Annotated in this window: 13 protein-coding genes and 1 pseudogene; 10 read left to right on the forward strand and 4 right to left on the reverse strand. The window is 71.9% G+C overall.

Annotated features, from left to right (window positions below; genetic code table 11):
• From SSBG_RS04195 to SSBG_RS04205, 3 genes and pseudogenes are all read left to right on the forward strand, one after another.
• A pseudogene (locus tag SSBG_RS04195) lies at window positions 1–828 on the forward strand (malto-oligosyltrehalose synthase); the annotation flags it as partial.
• A gap of 200 nt (window positions 829–1,028) precedes the next feature.
• A complete protein-coding gene (locus SSBG_RS04200) occupies window positions 1,029–1,817 on the forward strand; it encodes a MerR family transcriptional regulator (protein WP_037868906.1) in 789 nt (262 codons plus the stop codon).
• Window positions 1,814–2,446, forward strand: coding sequence for a hypothetical protein (locus tag SSBG_RS04205; protein WP_008744979.1), 633 nt, complete (start codon window positions 1,814–1,816; stop codon window positions 2,444–2,446). Before SSBG_RS04200 ends, SSBG_RS04205 begins: the two co-directional genes overlap by 4 nt.
• A gap of 105 nt (window positions 2,447–2,551) precedes the next feature.
• Here SSBG_RS04205 and SSBG_RS04210 read toward each other — a convergent pair whose 3' ends face one another.
• Window positions 2,552–2,782 carry an antitoxin gene (locus SSBG_RS04210; protein WP_008744980.1) on the reverse strand — a complete coding sequence of 77 codons (231 nt, stop codon included), beginning with the start codon at window positions 2,780–2,782 and terminating at the stop codon, window positions 2,552–2,554.
• Window positions 2,783–2,861: 79 nt separating this feature from the next.
• The gene (locus SSBG_RS04215) at window positions 2,862–3,587 is read right to left on the reverse strand and encodes an IclR family transcriptional regulator (protein ID WP_008744981.1); all 726 of its coding nucleotides are present in this window, start codon (window positions 3,585–3,587) and stop codon (window positions 2,862–2,864) included.
• 254 nt (window positions 3,588–3,841) lie between these two features.
• On the opposite strand from SSBG_RS04215, the gene SSBG_RS04220 reads away from it, so the two are divergent.
• The 3 genes from SSBG_RS04220 to fahA are packed head-to-tail and all read left to right on the forward strand — an operon-like array spanning window position 3,842 to window position 7,106.
• Window positions 3,842–5,044: a homogentisate 1,2-dioxygenase gene (locus SSBG_RS04220; RefSeq protein WP_008744982.1), complete on the forward strand. Its 1,203-nt coding sequence runs from the start codon at window positions 3,842–3,844 to the stop codon at window positions 5,042–5,044.
• Entirely contained in the window at window positions 5,041–5,895 is an 855-nt protein-coding gene (locus tag SSBG_RS04225; protein ID WP_037871071.1) for a hypothetical protein, read from the forward strand. Before SSBG_RS04220 ends, SSBG_RS04225 begins: the two co-directional genes overlap by 4 nt.
• Window positions 5,892–7,106: a fumarylacetoacetase gene (gene fahA, locus SSBG_RS04230; RefSeq protein WP_008744984.1), complete on the forward strand. Its 1,215-nt coding sequence runs from the start codon at window positions 5,892–5,894 to the stop codon at window positions 7,104–7,106. Before SSBG_RS04225 ends, fahA begins: the two co-directional genes overlap by 4 nt.
• A 507-nt stretch (window positions 7,107–7,613) precedes the next feature.
• On the opposite strand, the gene SSBG_RS04235 is transcribed toward fahA, so the two are convergent.
• Complete coding sequence (locus SSBG_RS04235) at window positions 7,614–8,549, reverse strand: transposase family protein (protein WP_008744985.1); 936 nt, start codon at window positions 8,547–8,549, stop codon at window positions 7,614–7,616.
• Between the two features lie 78 nt (window positions 8,550–8,627).
• Between SSBG_RS04235 and SSBG_RS04240 the strand changes: the two genes are divergently transcribed.
• Genes SSBG_RS04240 through SSBG_RS04255 form a run of 4 tightly spaced genes read left to right on the forward strand, consistent with a single transcriptional unit; the run spans window position 8,628 to window position 14,458 of the window.
• Entirely contained in the window at window positions 8,628–9,611 is a 984-nt protein-coding gene (locus SSBG_RS04240; RefSeq protein ID WP_008744986.1) for an ABC transporter permease, read from the forward strand.
• A 1-nt stretch (window position 9,612) separates the two neighbouring features.
• On the forward strand, window positions 9,613–10,569 hold the full coding sequence (locus SSBG_RS04245) for an ABC transporter permease (protein WP_008744987.1): 957 nt from the start codon (window positions 9,613–9,615) through the stop codon (window positions 10,567–10,569).
• On the forward strand, window positions 10,566–12,752 hold the full coding sequence (locus SSBG_RS04250) for an ABC transporter ATP-binding protein (protein ID WP_008744988.1): 2,187 nt from the start codon (window positions 10,566–10,568) through the stop codon (window positions 12,750–12,752). Before SSBG_RS04245 ends, SSBG_RS04250 begins: the two co-directional genes overlap by 4 nt.
• Window positions 12,749–14,458, forward strand: coding sequence for an ABC transporter family substrate-binding protein (locus SSBG_RS04255; protein ID WP_008744989.1), 1,710 nt, complete (start codon window positions 12,749–12,751; stop codon window positions 14,456–14,458). Before SSBG_RS04250 ends, SSBG_RS04255 begins: the two co-directional genes overlap by 4 nt.
• Window positions 14,459–14,576: 118 nt before the next feature.
• Here SSBG_RS04255 and SSBG_RS35360 read toward each other — a convergent pair.
• Window positions 14,577–15,264 (reverse strand): cytochrome P450 (locus tag SSBG_RS35360; protein WP_267880255.1); only part of this gene is annotated, 688 nt, incomplete at its 5' end.

Raw genomic sequence — 15,264 nt, forward strand, 5'->3', positions numbered from 1 at the left:
GTGCGCGCGGCGCTCGCGGTGCTGAGCGAGGTGCCCGAGCGCTGGGAGGCGTTCCTCGCCGGGACCTCCGCGTGCCCCGCGCCCGATCCGCACCTGGGCTGGGCGGCCTGGCAGCTCGCCTTCGGCTTCGGGATCGCGGACGCGGAGCGGCTCGGCGGGGCGCTCCTCAAGCACGTGCGGGAAGCGGGGCTGCGCACGTCGTGGACGGAGCAGGACGCGGCGTACGAGGAGGAGGTGCGGCGCTTCGTCGCGGCCGGCCCGTGCGGGCCGCTGGGCGGGCGGCTCGCCGAGCTGCGCGCGGAGCTGGCCCCGTACATCCGCGCGAACGTCCTCGGTGCCGCGCTCGTGCACCTGACGATGCCGGGCGTCCCGGACGTCTACCAGGGCACCGAGACGGAGTCGCGGACCCTCGTGGACCCCGACAACCGTCGGACGCCTCCGGACGTACGGGGCGCGCTGGCCGCGCTGGACGAGGGCCGCGCGCCGCGCGACCTGCCCGAGGAGAAACTGGCCCTGACCGCGACCGCGCTGCGGCTGCGCCGCGCGCGGCCCGAGTGCTTCGGCGAGGACGCGACGTACGCCCCGCTGCCCGCGAGCGGACCGGCGGCGGCGCACTGCCTCGCCTTCGTCCGCTCGGACCGCGTCCTCACCGCGGTCACGCGCCTCGCGGCGCGGCTCGCGGAAGGGGGTGGCTGGAACGGGACGGTGCTGACGCTGCCGCCGGGGCGCTGGCGCGAGGCGGGCGGGGAACGCTCCTACGAGGGCGGAGTCCCGTGCGCGGAGCTCTTCGCCTCCCGCCCGGCCGCCCTCCTCGTGCGCACCGGCTGACCCGCCTTTTCCCGCCAGTCCCGTCCCCTCTCGTTGACGCCCGGGGCGGTGACTCCCTACGGTCTGGACCACCGCCGCCCCGGCGACCCGGAACCCCGGTGCCCACACCCCGGCGCCCCGGCGTCCCGGGGGCGGCGGTACCCGAGCGGGCTGCCGCGCCGCCTTGACCTTGTCGTCGCGTCAAGGTTTCTACTGGCCTCATGCGTATCGGAGAGCTGGCCGCCGTGGCCGGGGTGAGTACCCGGGCCGTCCGCCACTACCACCGGATCGGGCTGCTGCCCGAGCCCGCCCGGCAGCCCAACGGCTACCGCGAGTACGGGCTGCGGGACGCCGTCGAGCTGGCCCGGGTGCGGCGGCTGACCGAGCTGGGCCTGAGCCTGGACGAGGTACGGGACGTGCTCGCCGACGACGCGGGCCGGGACCTCGCGGAAATCCTCGCCGAGCTGGACGCCGACCTCGCGCGGCAGGAGGAGACGATCCGGCGGCGCCGCGCCCGGCTGCGGGAGCTGTTGGCGCAGGCGGACGCGGACGGCGGCCTGCCGCCGGACGCCCCCGTCTCACCCGCGCTCGCCGCGCTCTTCGCCGACTTCGACCGCGCCGCCGCGCACCTGCCGGGCCCCGAGCCCGCCTCGCTCGCGCTCGACCGCCGCCTCCTGGCCCTGCTCGACACCTCGGCCCCGGCGGACGGCGCCGCTGCGGGCGGCTGGCTGGGGCCGCTGGCCCGCGCCTTCACCTCGGACCCGGGGACGACGCGCCGCGCGTGGGCGCTGTACGGGCGTCTGGACGAACTCGCGGACGCCGCGCCCGACGATCCCCGCGTCGAGGAGACGGCCCGCGCCCTGGTCGCGCTGCTCCCTCCCGGCCTGCCGCTCGCCCCCGGGGACCCGGCGGGCGACGGCTTCCTCGACGCCCTCTACGCGGACTTCGCCCCGGCCCAGGCCGCCGTCCTGCGCCGCGTGATCACCCTCCTCAAGGAGCGCACGCCATGAACCGCTCGCCCCTCCCCCGCCCCGCGCGCCGTCTGGCCGCCCAGCAACTCGCCCTCTGGCGCGGATTCCTGCGCTGGGCGGGCCGCCGGGGTCCGGACGGAGTCGGCGCGGGCGATCTCGCCGCCCCGTACGCGCCCGCGCAGGCGGCGACGATGTACGGCCTCCTCTTCGTCGCCGCCGCGGAGACGGTCGCCCTCGCGGTCGTCATCCCCTGGCCCTGGGTGCACACGGCGGTGCTCGTCATCGACCTGTGGGGCTGCTGGTACGTCCTGGCGCTGCACGCCTCCTGCGTCGTGCGCCCGCACGTCCTGCGGGCGGACGGCTCCCTGCGGCTGCGGTACGGGCCGCTGCTCGACGTGACCCTCCCGGCCTCCCGCATAGCCGTCGTCCGCGCGGACCGCGCCTTCCCGGAAGCGCGCCCCGGCGCGGTGGACGCCTCGGGCAGAGCGGACCTGCCGGTCGGCGGCATGACGACGCTCACCGTGGAACTCACCGAACCCCTCACCTACGCAAGGCCGTTGGGAGCGCCCGCGGCGGCGCGCGTCTTCCGCGTCCACGCGGAGAACGCGGCGGAGGTGGCACGGGCCTGGCGGGGGATACGGGAGGCGTCGCGACCGGCACGCGAGTGAGCGGGCCGGGCGTCGCGGACGTCACGGCGCGCTCCGGCACAGCGCCCGGCCTCCGGGTACCGGCCGGCCGCTGTTCGACGTCCAACCGCCGCCCGCCCCGCCGTCTCAGTCCTCGACGTGCTTCTCGTCCGCCCGCTGCTTCTCCGCCAGCTTCTCCACGAAGTCCTGCGCCTTGTCGACGCCCGTGCCGATCTTCGCGCTGTACTTGCCGTCCGTGCGGGCGTCGATGAAGTCGCCGGCCTTCTCCAGGCCGCCCGTGATCTTCTCGCCGTGCTCCCCGGCCAGTTCCTCGGCCTTCTCCTTGAAGTTCTTGAGATTGTCGAACAACCCAGCCATTCCGGGCTCCTTGTCGTCTCGGCGGCCGGCTCGCGCGGCCGGCTCGCGCAGGGACCTTGATCATCCCACGGGCCCCCTCTCAGTCCTCCCCCGCGAACAGCTCCTCCATCCGCCTCGCCGCCGCCACGACCAGCGGGACCGCGCGCTCCGCGACGGAGCGGCGGTGGGTGATGACGTTGACCGCCGCCGGATCGCCCGGTTCCGGGACGCGGAGCGGGGCGGCGACCCCGATCGTGCCGGGTGTGACCTCCTCGTGGGTGATGGCCCAGCCGCGCGCCCGGACCTCGGCGACGCGCTCCGGCTCGCCCGGCAGCGGCTCCCGCGCCGACAGCAGCGCGAGCCCCGCCGAGCCCCGGTCGAGCGGGTCGCGGTGGCCGACCCCGTACGAGAAGCGCGGCCCGGGGCCCGGGGGCTCCACCACGGCGACGGCGACGGCGTGCGGCCCGTCGGGAACGACGAGGCAGGCGGTGGCGCCGAGTTCGACGGCCAGCGCGCGCAGCACCGGCATCGCGACGTCCACGAGCGGCGGGCGGGCGCGCTGGGCGAGCGTGTAGAAGGCGACGCCGACGCGGTAGCGCCCGGCCGCGTCGCGCGCGGCGAAGTGGCTGCGGGTCAGCGCGGTGAGCAGCCGGTACGCGATCGAGCGGTGCACCCCGAGCGCGGCGGCGACCTCCGCGGCGCGCAGTCCGTGCGGCGCCTCGGCGAGCATCCGCAGCGCCCCGAGCCCGCGTTCCAGCGTCTGCGCCCCGTCCGCCCGGCGCGCGGGCGCGGCCCCGGGCTCCCCGTCCCTCTCCCGCGTCGTCATCCGTGCTCCTCGGCCCTCGGTTTCGGTCCGGCCCCTTGACGCGGCACCGGCCGTCTCCGCACAGTGTTGCAACATTCAATCCCATGTGTCTCGATAATCGCGACATCGGCGCCCGTCCGCGCCGATCCGCACCGCGTCGCCTCCCCGTCCGGGTGACACCACGGCGACCCCGCGCGCCGGGACGGGGAAGTCTGCTCGCATATCCGGCGAGCCGTACCGGCAGAGCGCCCGTACCCCGGGCGAGAGGAGACCCCGTGCCCCACTACCGCACCCTCGGCGGCATTCCCCCCAAACGCCACACCCAGCACCGCTCCCCCGAGGGGAACCTGTACTACGAGGAGCTGATGGGCGAGGAGGGCTTCTCCTCGGACTCCTCGCTCCTCTACCACCGCCACGTCCCCTCCGCGATCACCGATTCCACGGTCTGGGAGCTGCCCGACCAGCGCACCGTCCCCAACCACCCGCTGCTGCCTCGCCACTTCGCGCTGCACGGCCTCGTCAAGGGCGAGCGCTGGCGGGACGCGGACGCCGTGACGGGGCGCCGGCTCGTGCTCGGCAACGGCGACGTGCGGATCTCCTACGCGGTCGCGGGCGCGCCCTCGCCGCTGTACCGCAACGGGCTCGGCGACGAGTGCGTGTACGTCGAGTCGGGCCGGGCGGTGGTGGAGACCGTCTTCGGCCGGCTCACCGCCCGCCCCGGCGACTACGTGATCCTGCCGCGCGCCACGACGCACCGCTGGCTGCCCGAGGGGGACGAGCCGCTGCGCCTCTACTGCGTCGAGGGGAACAGCCACATCGCCCCGCCGTCCCGCTACCTCTCGCGCTACGGGCAGTTCCTCGAACACGCCCCGTACTGCGAGCGCGACCTGCACGGCCCCACGGAACTGACGCACGGCGGCGAGCGGGACGTGGACGTCCTCGTGAAGCACCGGGGCGCGGGCGGCGAGGTCGTGGGCACGCGGCTGCGGCACGCCGAGCACCCCTTCGACGTCGTCGGCTGGGACGGCTGCCTGTACCCGTACACGTTCAACGTCGCCGACTTCGAGCCGGTCACCGGGCGGGTCCACCAGCCGCCGCCCGTGCACCAGGTCTTCGAGGGGAACAACTTCGTCATCTGCAACTTCGTGCCGCGCAAGGTGGACTACCACCCGCTGTCCATCCCGGTGCCGTACTACCACTCGAACGTGGACAGCGACGAGGTGATGTTCTACTGCGGCGGGAACTACGAGGCGCGCAAGGGCTCCGGGATCGGGCAGGGCTCGGTCTCGCTGCACCCGGGCGGGCACAGCCACGGGCCGCAGCCCGGCGCCTACGAGCGCTCCATCGGGGTGGAGTTCTTCGACGAACTCGCCGTCATGGTCGACACCTTCCGGCCCCTGGAGCTGGGCGAGGGCGGACGCGCGAGCGACGACGGGACGTACGCGTGGACCTGGGCCGGGCGGGGGCCGGGCGCATGACCGTACCCGCCGCGCTGCTCGCCGGACTCGTGGACGACGCGGGCCTCTTCCCGCCCACCGCGCTCCCCATGGACCGCGCGCTCGCCCGCCACCGCGCCGGCCTCGCCGCCGGGCACCCGATGCACGCGCACCGCTTCCTCCTCCCCGCGAGCCGCCTCGCCGAGCTGCGGAAGGCCCTGGAGCCGGGCGACTCCTTGGCGCTCGGGCTCGTCGCGGACCGGGGCGCGGAGGGCCTCGCCGCCGACTGCGCGGCGATCGCCGCCGATCCGCGGCTGCGCCTCGCGCTCGTGGAGGTCCCGCTCGCCGCGTTCCCCGGCGGGGTGCGCGAGGCGGTGGCCGCGCTGCCCGGGGACGTACCCGTGTACGCGGAACCGGCGGCGCGCGCCGCGTACGAGCCCCTGCTCACCGAACTGCGCGCGCTGGAGCGGCCCGTCGGCGCCAAGCTGCGCTGCGGCGGGGTCCGCGCGGAGCTGTTCCCGACGGCCCCCGAGGTCGCCGCGTGGCTCGTGGCCTGCGCTCGCGCGGGCGTGCCGTTCAAGGCGACGGCGGGGCTGCACGAGGCGGTGCGCCACACCGCGCCCGCGACCGGGTTCCGCCACCACGGCTACCTCAACCTGCTGCTCGCCACCGCTGCCGCCGCCGGGGGCGCGACGACGGGCGAGGTGACGGCGGTCCTGGAGACCGAGGACGCGGCGCGGCTGGCCCGGCGCGCGCACGCGCTCGGCGAGGCGGGCGCACGGGCCGCCCGCCGGCTGCTCGTCTCGTACGGCTCGTGCGGCACCTCGGCCCCGCTCCGGCAGGCAGCGGACCTGCTGGGCACCCCCGACACGTACCAGGAGATCCCCGTATGACCGCCGCCACCTGGGCCGACGTGCCCGAGGGCTCCCCCTTCCCGCTCCAGAACCTCCCCTACGGGGTGTTCACCCCGGCCGGTGACGCGCGGGCGCGCGTCGGCGTCGCGATCGGCGCGCACGTCCTCGACGTCGCCGCCGTCCTCGGGGACGACACCTTCGCGCACGGCGCGCTCAACCCCTTCCTCGCGCAGGGCCGCGCCCGCTGGTCGGCGGTACGTGCCGAGCTGACCGCCCTGCTCACCGAGCCGCGTCACCGCGCCGCCGTGACGCCGCACCTGCACCCGCTCGGCACGGTGACCCTCCACCTCCCCTTCGAGGTCGCGGACTACGTCGACTTCTACGCCTCCGAGCACCACGCGGCGAACGTCGGCCGCATGTTCCGCCCCGGCGCGGAACCGCTCACGCCGCAGTGGAAGCACCTGCCGATCGGGTACCACGGGCGGGCGGGGACGGTCGTCGTGTCCGGTACGCCCGTCATCCGCCCCTGCGGCCAGAAGAAGCCCGCCGAGGGCGAGTTGCCCGGTTTCGGGCCCTCGGCGCGGCTCGACATCGAGGCCGAGGTCGGCTTCGTCGTCGGGACCGGCTCGACGCTCGGCACCCCGGTCGGCACGAGCGCCTTCGCGGAGCACGTCTTCGGCGTGTGCCTCGTCAACGACTGGTCGGCGCGGGACGTGCAGGCGTGGGAGTACGTGCCGCTCGGGCCCTTCCTCGCGAAGTCCTTCGCGACGTCCGTGTCCCCGTGGATCGTGCCCCTGGAGGCCCTGGAGGCAGCGCGCGTGCGACCCCCGGAGCGGGCCCACGCCTTGCGTCCGTACCTGCGCGAGACGGAGGACTGGGGGCTCGACCTGCGCCTGGAGGTGCGCCTGAACGGTCAGCCGGTCTCGCGGCCGCCGTTCTCGGCCATGTACTGGACGGGCGCGCAGATGCTGGCCCACCTGACGGTCAACGGCGCCTCGCTGCGTACCGGGGACCTCTACGCCTCGGGCACGGTGAGCGGGCCCGAGCCCGGGGAACGGGGGTGCCTGATGGAGCTGACGTGGGGCGGCGAGGAGCCGCTGAAGCTCGCCGACGGCACGAGCCGCGCGTTCCTGGAGGACGGCGACGAGGTGACGATCACGGCGACGGCCCCGGGGGCGGACGGTACGGTGATCGGCTTCGGCGAGGTGACGGGGAAGATCCTGCCGGCGGTGGCGGGAGGCCGGTCATGAGTGTCCGCATAGCGGACGGAAGTGCCGACGCGACAGCGGCAACTACCGGCGTTTTCCTCGCGTTTCCAGACCCGAAGCGAAGATTTTGCGAAGAGTGAGTGGTGCGCCCCCGCAATTTAACCTGATCGCGACCTGCGGAATCTTGACGCCATATCTCGCCACTTGGAATCGTCAACGGCAGTGCCGCCCGCATCGCACGGCTGCCCTGAACCGCTCGACTCACACGCGAGGTTGTCGTTCCATGCCCGGCGCACTGCTCCTACCGGCTCCGACCCCTGGTGCCACCCCGTCAGCTGACCTCAGTGTCGTACGCCGGAGCTGTCGCGCACCAATCATTTTCTGACCTGGGCGTCTCGCACGTCCCGTCCGGTGCACGCGCGAACCGTTGCCCGGTCACCCCACAGACCGCACCCCCGGTCCAACCGCCGGGGACGTGCGCCGAAGCGCTCTTACGAGCTCGTGCACGGTAGGCGGTGAGACGTCGAGGATGACGGTGGGGCGCCGTCCTCACCTCTGTCGTGCCGAAGTCAGATCCGCGGTCTGCTGATGGGACAGCAGACCGGCGACGGCTTGGACGATGTCGCTCATGTGCTCGCGGCGGCCGAGATGGCGGGCCAGCGCCCGCCAGTTCTTCAAGTGCGCGATGCCGTGTTCGACCCGGATACGCCGCGAGGAATGCGCCTTGCGCTGCCGCTCATGCATTTCCTCGTACCAGTCCGGAGCGTTCTTCTTGAACTTGCGATGCGGCGGTGTCACCACACGTCCGCCGCTCTGGGCACCCAGGCCCTGGTAGCCGGCATCGGCGAGAATCTCCACGACGGGGCCGTCGGCCAGGAGCTTGACCAGCCCTAACTGGCGAGCGTGGGTGATGTCCGCGCAGCTTCCCGGCTTGGTCGGGCTGCAGAACAGCACGCTGCCGTTGCCGTCCGTGACGACCATGGTCTTGACGGCGTTCTGCTTGTTCTTGCCGGAGATGAACTTGTCCCGGTCCTTGCGCCCGGCGGCCGGCCGGCGGACCCGGATCTCGGTGCCGTCGATGATCCCGGTCTTGCCGTCGGCGCCGAGGTGGCTGACGACCTCGGCCAGAGTCCGCAGCCGCACTCCGGGGCTGACGGTGCAGCCTCGCTCGGCGAGTAGTGGCCGCACCTCGCCGACGGCGCGGGTGATGGTGGAGCGGTCCACACCGAACCAGCAGGCCAGCACGTCATGAGTGACGGCATGGCGCAGATGCACGAGCGTGGCCAGGAGGCGGTCGACGAACACCAGCCGGTGCTTCGCACCCGCGCCCACAGCCCGCTTCCGCGGCCTGGACGCGAGCTTGGCGTGGTGTCGCTCGTGCCACAACGGACCTACCTCAGCCACGAGTTCAGCGATCACGTCAGCCGACAGGCCGGTGATCCTCCGGTCGCTGATGATCGCTGCACGAGACGCGTTCCCCACCACACGACCATGATCGACGATCGAGAACTCGACGCGTCACCGCCTACCGTGCACGAGCTCGTTACGAAAGGCCGGCTAGCAGTGCTGCGTTACATCGCCCGCAAAGCAGTCGGCTGGTTTTTGATGATCGTCGTCGCGACCAACCTCACGTACTTCCTCGCCAACGCCTTCCTCAAGCCCGCGTCGAACTACACCGCTCTGCGACCGCCTCGAACTCCAGCCGAGATCAACCACTCCCTGTCGCTGTACAACCTGAACCCGGACAAACCGATCATGGATCGGTGGTGGGACTGGATATCAGGAGTCGTGGGCCACTGGGACTGGGGGCAGTCGCCGACCGGCGGCAGTGTCAACGGCGAGGTGTCGTACCGGATCATCGTGAGCGGTGAGCTGGTCATCGCCTCGACGATCCTGGCCGTCGTGATCGGGATCGCCCTCGGCGTGTACACCGCCTCGCGGCAGTACAAGGCCGGCGACCGGGTCTGGCAGGGGATCTCGGTGGTCTCCTTCAACACGCCCTCGGCGGTGGCCGCCCTCGGCGTGGTGGCGCTCACCATCGCGCTCAACCAGCGGCTCGGCAGCACACTGCTGCCCGTCTCGGGCGCGGAGAACACGGACGTATCAGGTTTCTGGGAGACCCTCGGTTCCCGTGCGACGCACGCGATCCTGCCGACGATCTCGCTGACGTTCATCTCGTACGCGGGTTACCACTTGTTGCAGCGGTCCCTGCTCCTCGACAACATCAACTCCGACTACGTCCGCACCGCGCGCTCCAAGGGGCTCACGCGGCAGCAGGCCATCTACCGGCACGGGCTGCGGACTTCGGTCATCCCGGTCGCGACGCAGGTGGCCTTCGCGATGCCCGCGCTCTTCACCGGCGCGGTGATCACCGAAAAGGTCTTCGCCTGGCACGGGATGGGCGAGTACTTCAGTACGACGATCAGCAAGAACGACGTCCACGGCGTCGTCGCCGTCGCCGCGTTCGGCGCGCTCATGACGGCGGTCGGGGCGATCCTCTCCGACCTCGTCATCGTGGCTCTCGACCCCAGGATCAGGGTGAGCTGACATGGCCATCAACATGCCAGGCGTCGGTCCCGACGCGGAGGCGGCCCGCACCGGCGATGCCGCGACGCCCGCACCGGGCAAGGCCGGCCCCACCGGCAAGCGCATCTCGCCCATCGCGCTCTACGCGCGGCGATTCGCCAGGAACAAGGGCGCTCTCCTCGGCCTCGTCATCTTCGTCCTGCTCGCCCTCTTCGCGATCTTCGGCAGGTTCCTGTCGGACTGGAACTACACCGAGGCGGACTTCACGGCGCTCACGGTCTCGCCCGGCACCCAGGGGCACCTGTTCGGAACGAACCCGGCGGGCAACGACACCTACGCCCAAGCCGTGCACGGGCTCGGCCGCTCGATGATCATCGCGGTCTCCGTCTCGCTCTTCACAACCGTCATCGCAGGACTTTTCGGCACCACGGCCGCCTACTTCGGCGGCAAGGTCGAACAGGTCATGCTCGGTGTGGTGCATTTCCTGCTCGTTCTGCCCTCCTTCCTGATCATCGCGCTGGTCGGGACGCACTACCGCGGCGACTGGAAGGTCCTGGTGGTGGTCCTCACGATCTTCGGGTGGATGCTCACCGCCCGCGTGATCTGGTCGCTCGCGACCTCGTTGCGCGAGCGCGAGTACGTCATGGCGGCGCGCTTCATGGGGGTCAGCCCCGCGCGCACGATCGTCCGGCACCTCGTCCCGAACATCGGCTCGCTGCTCATCGTGACGTTCACGCTCGGGGTCGCCTCGACCGTGCAGTCGGAGACGGCCCTGTCCTTCATCGGCTTCGGCGTCAAGCAGCCCGATGTCTCGCTCGGCGCGATGCTCGCCGAGGGGCAGAACACCCTGACCACCGCTCCCTGGCTGTTCTATCTGCCCGCCGTGCTCGTCGTGCTGCTCACCGTCGCGATGGCGCTCATCGGGGACGGTCTGCGGGACGCCCTCGACCCCACCTCGCAGTCCGGAGGCCGCGCATGACCGAGCAGAGCACCATCACGACCGCCGCGGACACGCGGCAGCCGTTGCTGTCCGTGCGGGACCTGCGGGTGAGCTTCCCCTCGGAGGCGGGCCGCGTGGACGCCGTGCGCGGCGTCTCCTTCGACCTGCATCGCGGCAGGACCCTCGGCATCGTCGGCGAGTCGGGTTCGGGGAAGTCCGTGACCTCGATGGCCGTCATGGGGCTGCTCCCCGAGTACGCCTCCGTCACGGGCGAGGTCACCCTCGGCGGGAACAACATCCTCGCCCTGGACGACCGGGCGATGTCGAAGGTGCGCGGCAAGCACATCGGCATGATCTTCCAGGACCCGCTCTCCTCGCTCACGCCGATCTTCGGCATCGGCGCGCAGATCGTCGAGGCGCTCCAGATCCACCAGGACATCTCCTCGGCCGCCGCCTGGAAGCGGGCCGTCGAACTCCTCGACCTGGTCGGCATCCCCAACCCGGAGCGGCGAGCCAAGGGCTTCCCGCACGAGTTCTCGGGCGGGATGCGCCAGCGGGCCGTGATCGCCATGGCGATCGCGAACGACCCGGACCTGATCATCGCGGACGAGCCGACGACCGCGCTCGACGTGACCGTGCAGGCGCAGATCCTCGACGTCCTCAAGACGGCGCAGCGCGAGACCGGGGCCGCGGTCATCATGATCACGCACGACCTCGGTGTCGTCGCGGGCTCCGCCGACGACGTCATGGTCATGTACGCGGGCAAGCCCGTCGAGCGGGCCGGGGTGGACGAGCTGTTCGCGCGCCCCCGGATGCCTTACACGATCGGCCTCATGGGCGCGATCCCCCGCCTGGACGACCGGGCCAGGGACGCCCTGACCCCCGTGCCGGGGACCCCGCCGCTCCTGGTGGACCTGCCGGACGCGTGCCCCTTCGCCGCGCGGTGCCCGATCGCGGAGGACGCGTGCCGCACCGCCGAACCGGAACTGCTGGCGATCGGCCGCGGTGAGCCGGGCACTTCCCCCGCCGTCGAAGGCTCCCAGGCCGCGCACTCCGTCGCCTGCCGCCGCGCCACCGAGATCAGCGACGGCACCATCGACGGCGAGCCCGTCTTCCCCGTCCCCGCCCTGCGGGAGCCCGAGGCCGCCGCGGTGCCCCGCGAGGAGCGCCCGAAGGTACTCGAACTCTCCGGACTCACGAAGACCTTCCCGCTCACCAAGGGCGGCCTGCTCAAGCGCAAGGTCGGCACCGTCTTCGCCGTCAACGGCATCGATCTCGACATCCGCGAGGGCGAGACCCTCGGTCTCGTCGGCGAGTCGGGCTGCGGCAAGACGACGACGCTCCTGGAGATCATGGGGCTCAAGGCGCCGGAACGGGGCAGCATCTCCGTCGCGGGCAAGAACGCGGCGGACCTGCGGCGCCGTGCGGACATCGCCGCCGTCCGGCGCGAGATGCAGATGGTGTTCCAGGACCCCATGGGCGCCCTGGACCCGCGCATGACCGTCTTCGACATCCTCGCGGAGCCGCTGCGCGCCACCGGCGGCCACGACAAGGAAGAACTCGCCACCAAGGTCGCGGAACTCATGGAGCTGGTGGGGCTCGACCCCGAGCACCGCGACCGCTTCCCCGCGGCGTTCTCCGGCGGCCAGCGCCAGCGCATCGGCATCGCGCGGGCGCTCGCCACCAAGCCGAAGCTCCTCGTACTGGACGAGCCGGTCTCGGCGCTCGACGTCTCGGTGCAGGCGGGCGTCATCAACCTGCTGAACGAGCTGAAGGCCGAACTCGGGCTCTCGTATCTCTTCGTCGCGCACGACCTGTCGGTGGTGCGCCACATCTCCGACCGGGTCGCGGTCATGTACCTGGGCCGGATCGTCGAGATCGGCGACATCGACTCGGTCTTCGACCACCCCAGTCACCCGTACACGAAGGCCCTCATCTCCGCGATCCCGCTGCCCGACCCGGTCGCCGAGCGGAGCCGGGAGCGCGTGCTGCTCAAGGGCGACCTCCCGAGCCCCACCGATGACAGCCCCGGCTGCCGCTTCGTCAGCAGGTGCCCGTTGCACCTCACGCTGCCGGAGTCCCGCAAGAGCCAGTGCCTGGACATCACCCCGGAACTCACGGAACGGGCCACCCCGGACCACTCCTCCGCGTGCCATTTCGCGGACTCGACACCGGCGGACCTGACCACGTCCGCCGACGTACCGACTGAAAGGCAGTCATGAGAAAGCTCGTTCTGAGCGCGGTGGCGTTCGCCGCCACCGCTTCGCTCGTCCTCTCCGGTTGCGGAGGTGACAGCGACAACGACAGCAAGTCCGGTGGCAAGGAGCAGAAGGGCGCCACCAGCGAGTCCGGGGTCCTGACCTCCTACAACCCGCAGCCGGCGAGCAATCTCCAGCAGGGGGGCAAGCTGACGCTCCCCATCGTGGAGATCCCCGACCAGCTCAACAACCTCCACGGCAACGCTTCGCTGTACACCTCGAAGATCGCCTGGTTCTACGTGCCTCAGCTGTCCTTCAACGACCCGAAGGGCAATATCACCTTCAACAAGGACTACCTCGCCGACGTCAAGCAGAAGACGGTCGACGGCAAGACCCAGGTCACGTACGACATCAACCCCAAGGCGAAGTGGAACGACGGCCAGGACTTCGACTGGACGGTGTTCCGCGACACCTGGAACGCGCTCAACGGCAAGGACAAGGACTACGTCGTCGGATCGACGGACGGCTACTCCAGCATCACGTCGGTGAAGAAGGGCAAGGACGACGACGAGGCGATCGTCACCTTCAGCGGCCCCTTCGTGTACTGGAAGTCGCTCTTCTCCTCGCTCGTCAACCCGCACATCGCCAAGGCCGACGCGTTCAACAAGGCGTACCTGGGCAAGCCGCACGCGGAGTGGGGCGCGGGCCCGTACACCATCTCCAAGTTCGACGCCAAGGGCGGCACGATCATCTTCAAGCCCAACCCGAAGTGGTGGGGTGACAAGCCGCATCTGGACGAGTTCACCTTCACGCAGAGGGAGGAGAGCTCCGCCATCAACGCCTTCAAGAACGGCGAGATCGACGCCGTCGAGGTGCAGGATGCCGAGCAGCTCAACCAGGTGAAGGGGGTCCAGGGCACCGAGCTGCGCCGGGGCACGGAGACCTCCAACAACCTCCTGATTTTCAACAGCACGACACCGCAGCTCAAGGACCCGGCGGTGCGCAAGGCCCTGATGGAGGGCATCGACCGCTCCCAGGTCTCCAAGATCGCGTTCAACGGGCTCGGCTACACCGAGGACCTGCCGGGATCGCTGAGCCTCTTCTCCTTCCAGAAGGGCTACGAGGACAACTTCGGCAAGCTCGTCAAGTTCGACGCCGCGAAGGCGAAGAAGGACCTTGACGCCGCGGGCTGGAAGGCCGGTTCGGACGGAGTGCGGGAGAAGGGCGGCAAGAAGCTGGAGCTGACCTTCCCCACCATCGGTGACCGGGCGACGACCAAGGCCCGTGCCACGGCACTCGCGCAGATGATGAAGAACATCGGCGTCAAGATGAACATCGACGCGCGTCCCTCCGCCGACTTCAACAAGGTGTTCAGCGACCGCGCCTTCGACATCTTCGGCATGGGCTTCATCTCCAGCGACCCGAACGGGATGCTCTACCTCTGCCAGGTGTACTGCTCCGATTCCCAGCTGAACGTCTCCCGTTCCGTGCCGAAGAGCATGGACAAGGAGGTTCAGGCCGTCACCAACCTGCCGACCCTGGACGAGCAGCTGAAGACCGGCAACGAGGTCGAGAAGAAGGCCCTCGCCACGTACGGCGCCATGCCGCTCTACAACGGCCCGGCCATCTGGGCCGTCAAGAAGGGTCTCGCCAACTACGGTGCCGCGCAGTTCTACGGCCACTATGGCGTCATGGGCCCGCCCACCCTGATCGGCTGGCAGAAGAAGTAACCCCCCGAGCGACACCGGCTGAGGCGGTCACCGTCTGAGCCCGGGCCCCGGCCCCGCCGCACTCCCCGTGCGGCGGGGCCGCGCCGTGTCCGCCCCCTGCCACGCCCGCCCCGCCGTCTCACCTCCTCACCCGCCGAGCCGCACCAGCAGGCGCCTCGGCCCCCCGTACCCGGACCCCCACCGCCCTCGGCGCGAACCCGGGCGCGAGGGCGAGTCCCGGCACCGCGAGCAGCGGCGGCAGCCCGTACCGCACCGTGAGGAGCCCGAGGTCCGGCCAGGGGTGCGCCGGTACGGGCGCGGGCCCGGCCCGGTACGGGTCCCAGCGGCCCGGGTCCGGGTACCCCTCCGGGTCCCAGCCCGCCGCTCCCAGCAGGCACAGCACCCGCTCCCCCGCCGCGACCGTCCCGCCCGGCAGCCGTATGCGTTCCCGCGCGCGCAGCACCAGGTACGGCGCGGGCGGGTCGTGGCGCAGCGTCTCGGCCCACACCGCGTCGAGGAGGGCGGGTTCGTCCCGTACCGCCGCGAGATGGGTGGGGCGCGTGAGGAGCGTGCCGAGGAGCGAGGCGAGCGCGGAGGCCGTGGCGCGCTCGGCGCCCCGCGCCCGTGCCGCGAGCGCGTCGGGCAGGGGCAACGGCGCGGGGCCGCCCGCCCGGCACCAGCGGCGCAGTGCCTCGGTGCGGCGGTAGGGGAGACCGAGCGCGGCGCCGAGCGCGACGGCGGGCAGCCAGTCGCAGAACTCCGGTACGAGGTCGGCGCTCGCGCGTGAGCCGAGCCGCCCGGCGAGGACGTGCCCGGCGCGCGCGACG

The sequence above is a fragment of the Streptomyces sp. SPB074 genome, from assembly GCF_000154905.1.
Taxonomy (GTDB): domain Bacteria; phylum Actinomycetota; class Actinomycetes; order Streptomycetales; family Streptomycetaceae; genus Streptomyces.

Coding starts and splice junctions, on each gene's coding strand:
- SSBG_RS04225 (WP_037871071.1), top strand. CDS start 5,041: ATGACCGTACCCGCCGCGCTGCTCGCCGGACTCGTGGACGACGCGGGC.
- SSBG_RS04200 (WP_037868906.1), top strand. CDS start 1,029: ATGCGTATCGGAGAGCTGGCCGCCGTGGCCGGGGTGAGTACCCGGGCC.
- SSBG_RS04250 (WP_008744988.1), top strand. CDS start 10,566: ATGACCGAGCAGAGCACCATCACGACCGCCGCGGACACGCGGCAGCCG.
- SSBG_RS04215 (WP_008744981.1), bottom strand. CDS start 3,587: ATGACGACGCGGGAGAGGGACGGGGAGCCCGGGGCCGCGCCCGCGCGC.
- SSBG_RS04205 (WP_008744979.1), top strand. CDS start 1,814: ATGAACCGCTCGCCCCTCCCCCGCCCCGCGCGCCGTCTGGCCGCCCAG.
- SSBG_RS04210 (WP_008744980.1), bottom strand. CDS start 2,782: ATGGCTGGGTTGTTCGACAATCTCAAGAACTTCAAGGAGAAGGCCGAG.
- fahA (WP_008744984.1), top strand. CDS start 5,892: ATGACCGCCGCCACCTGGGCCGACGTGCCCGAGGGCTCCCCCTTCCCG.
- SSBG_RS04245 (WP_008744987.1), top strand. CDS start 9,613: ATGGCCATCAACATGCCAGGCGTCGGTCCCGACGCGGAGGCGGCCCGC.
- SSBG_RS04255 (WP_008744989.1), top strand. CDS start 12,749: ATGAGAAAGCTCGTTCTGAGCGCGGTGGCGTTCGCCGCCACCGCTTCG.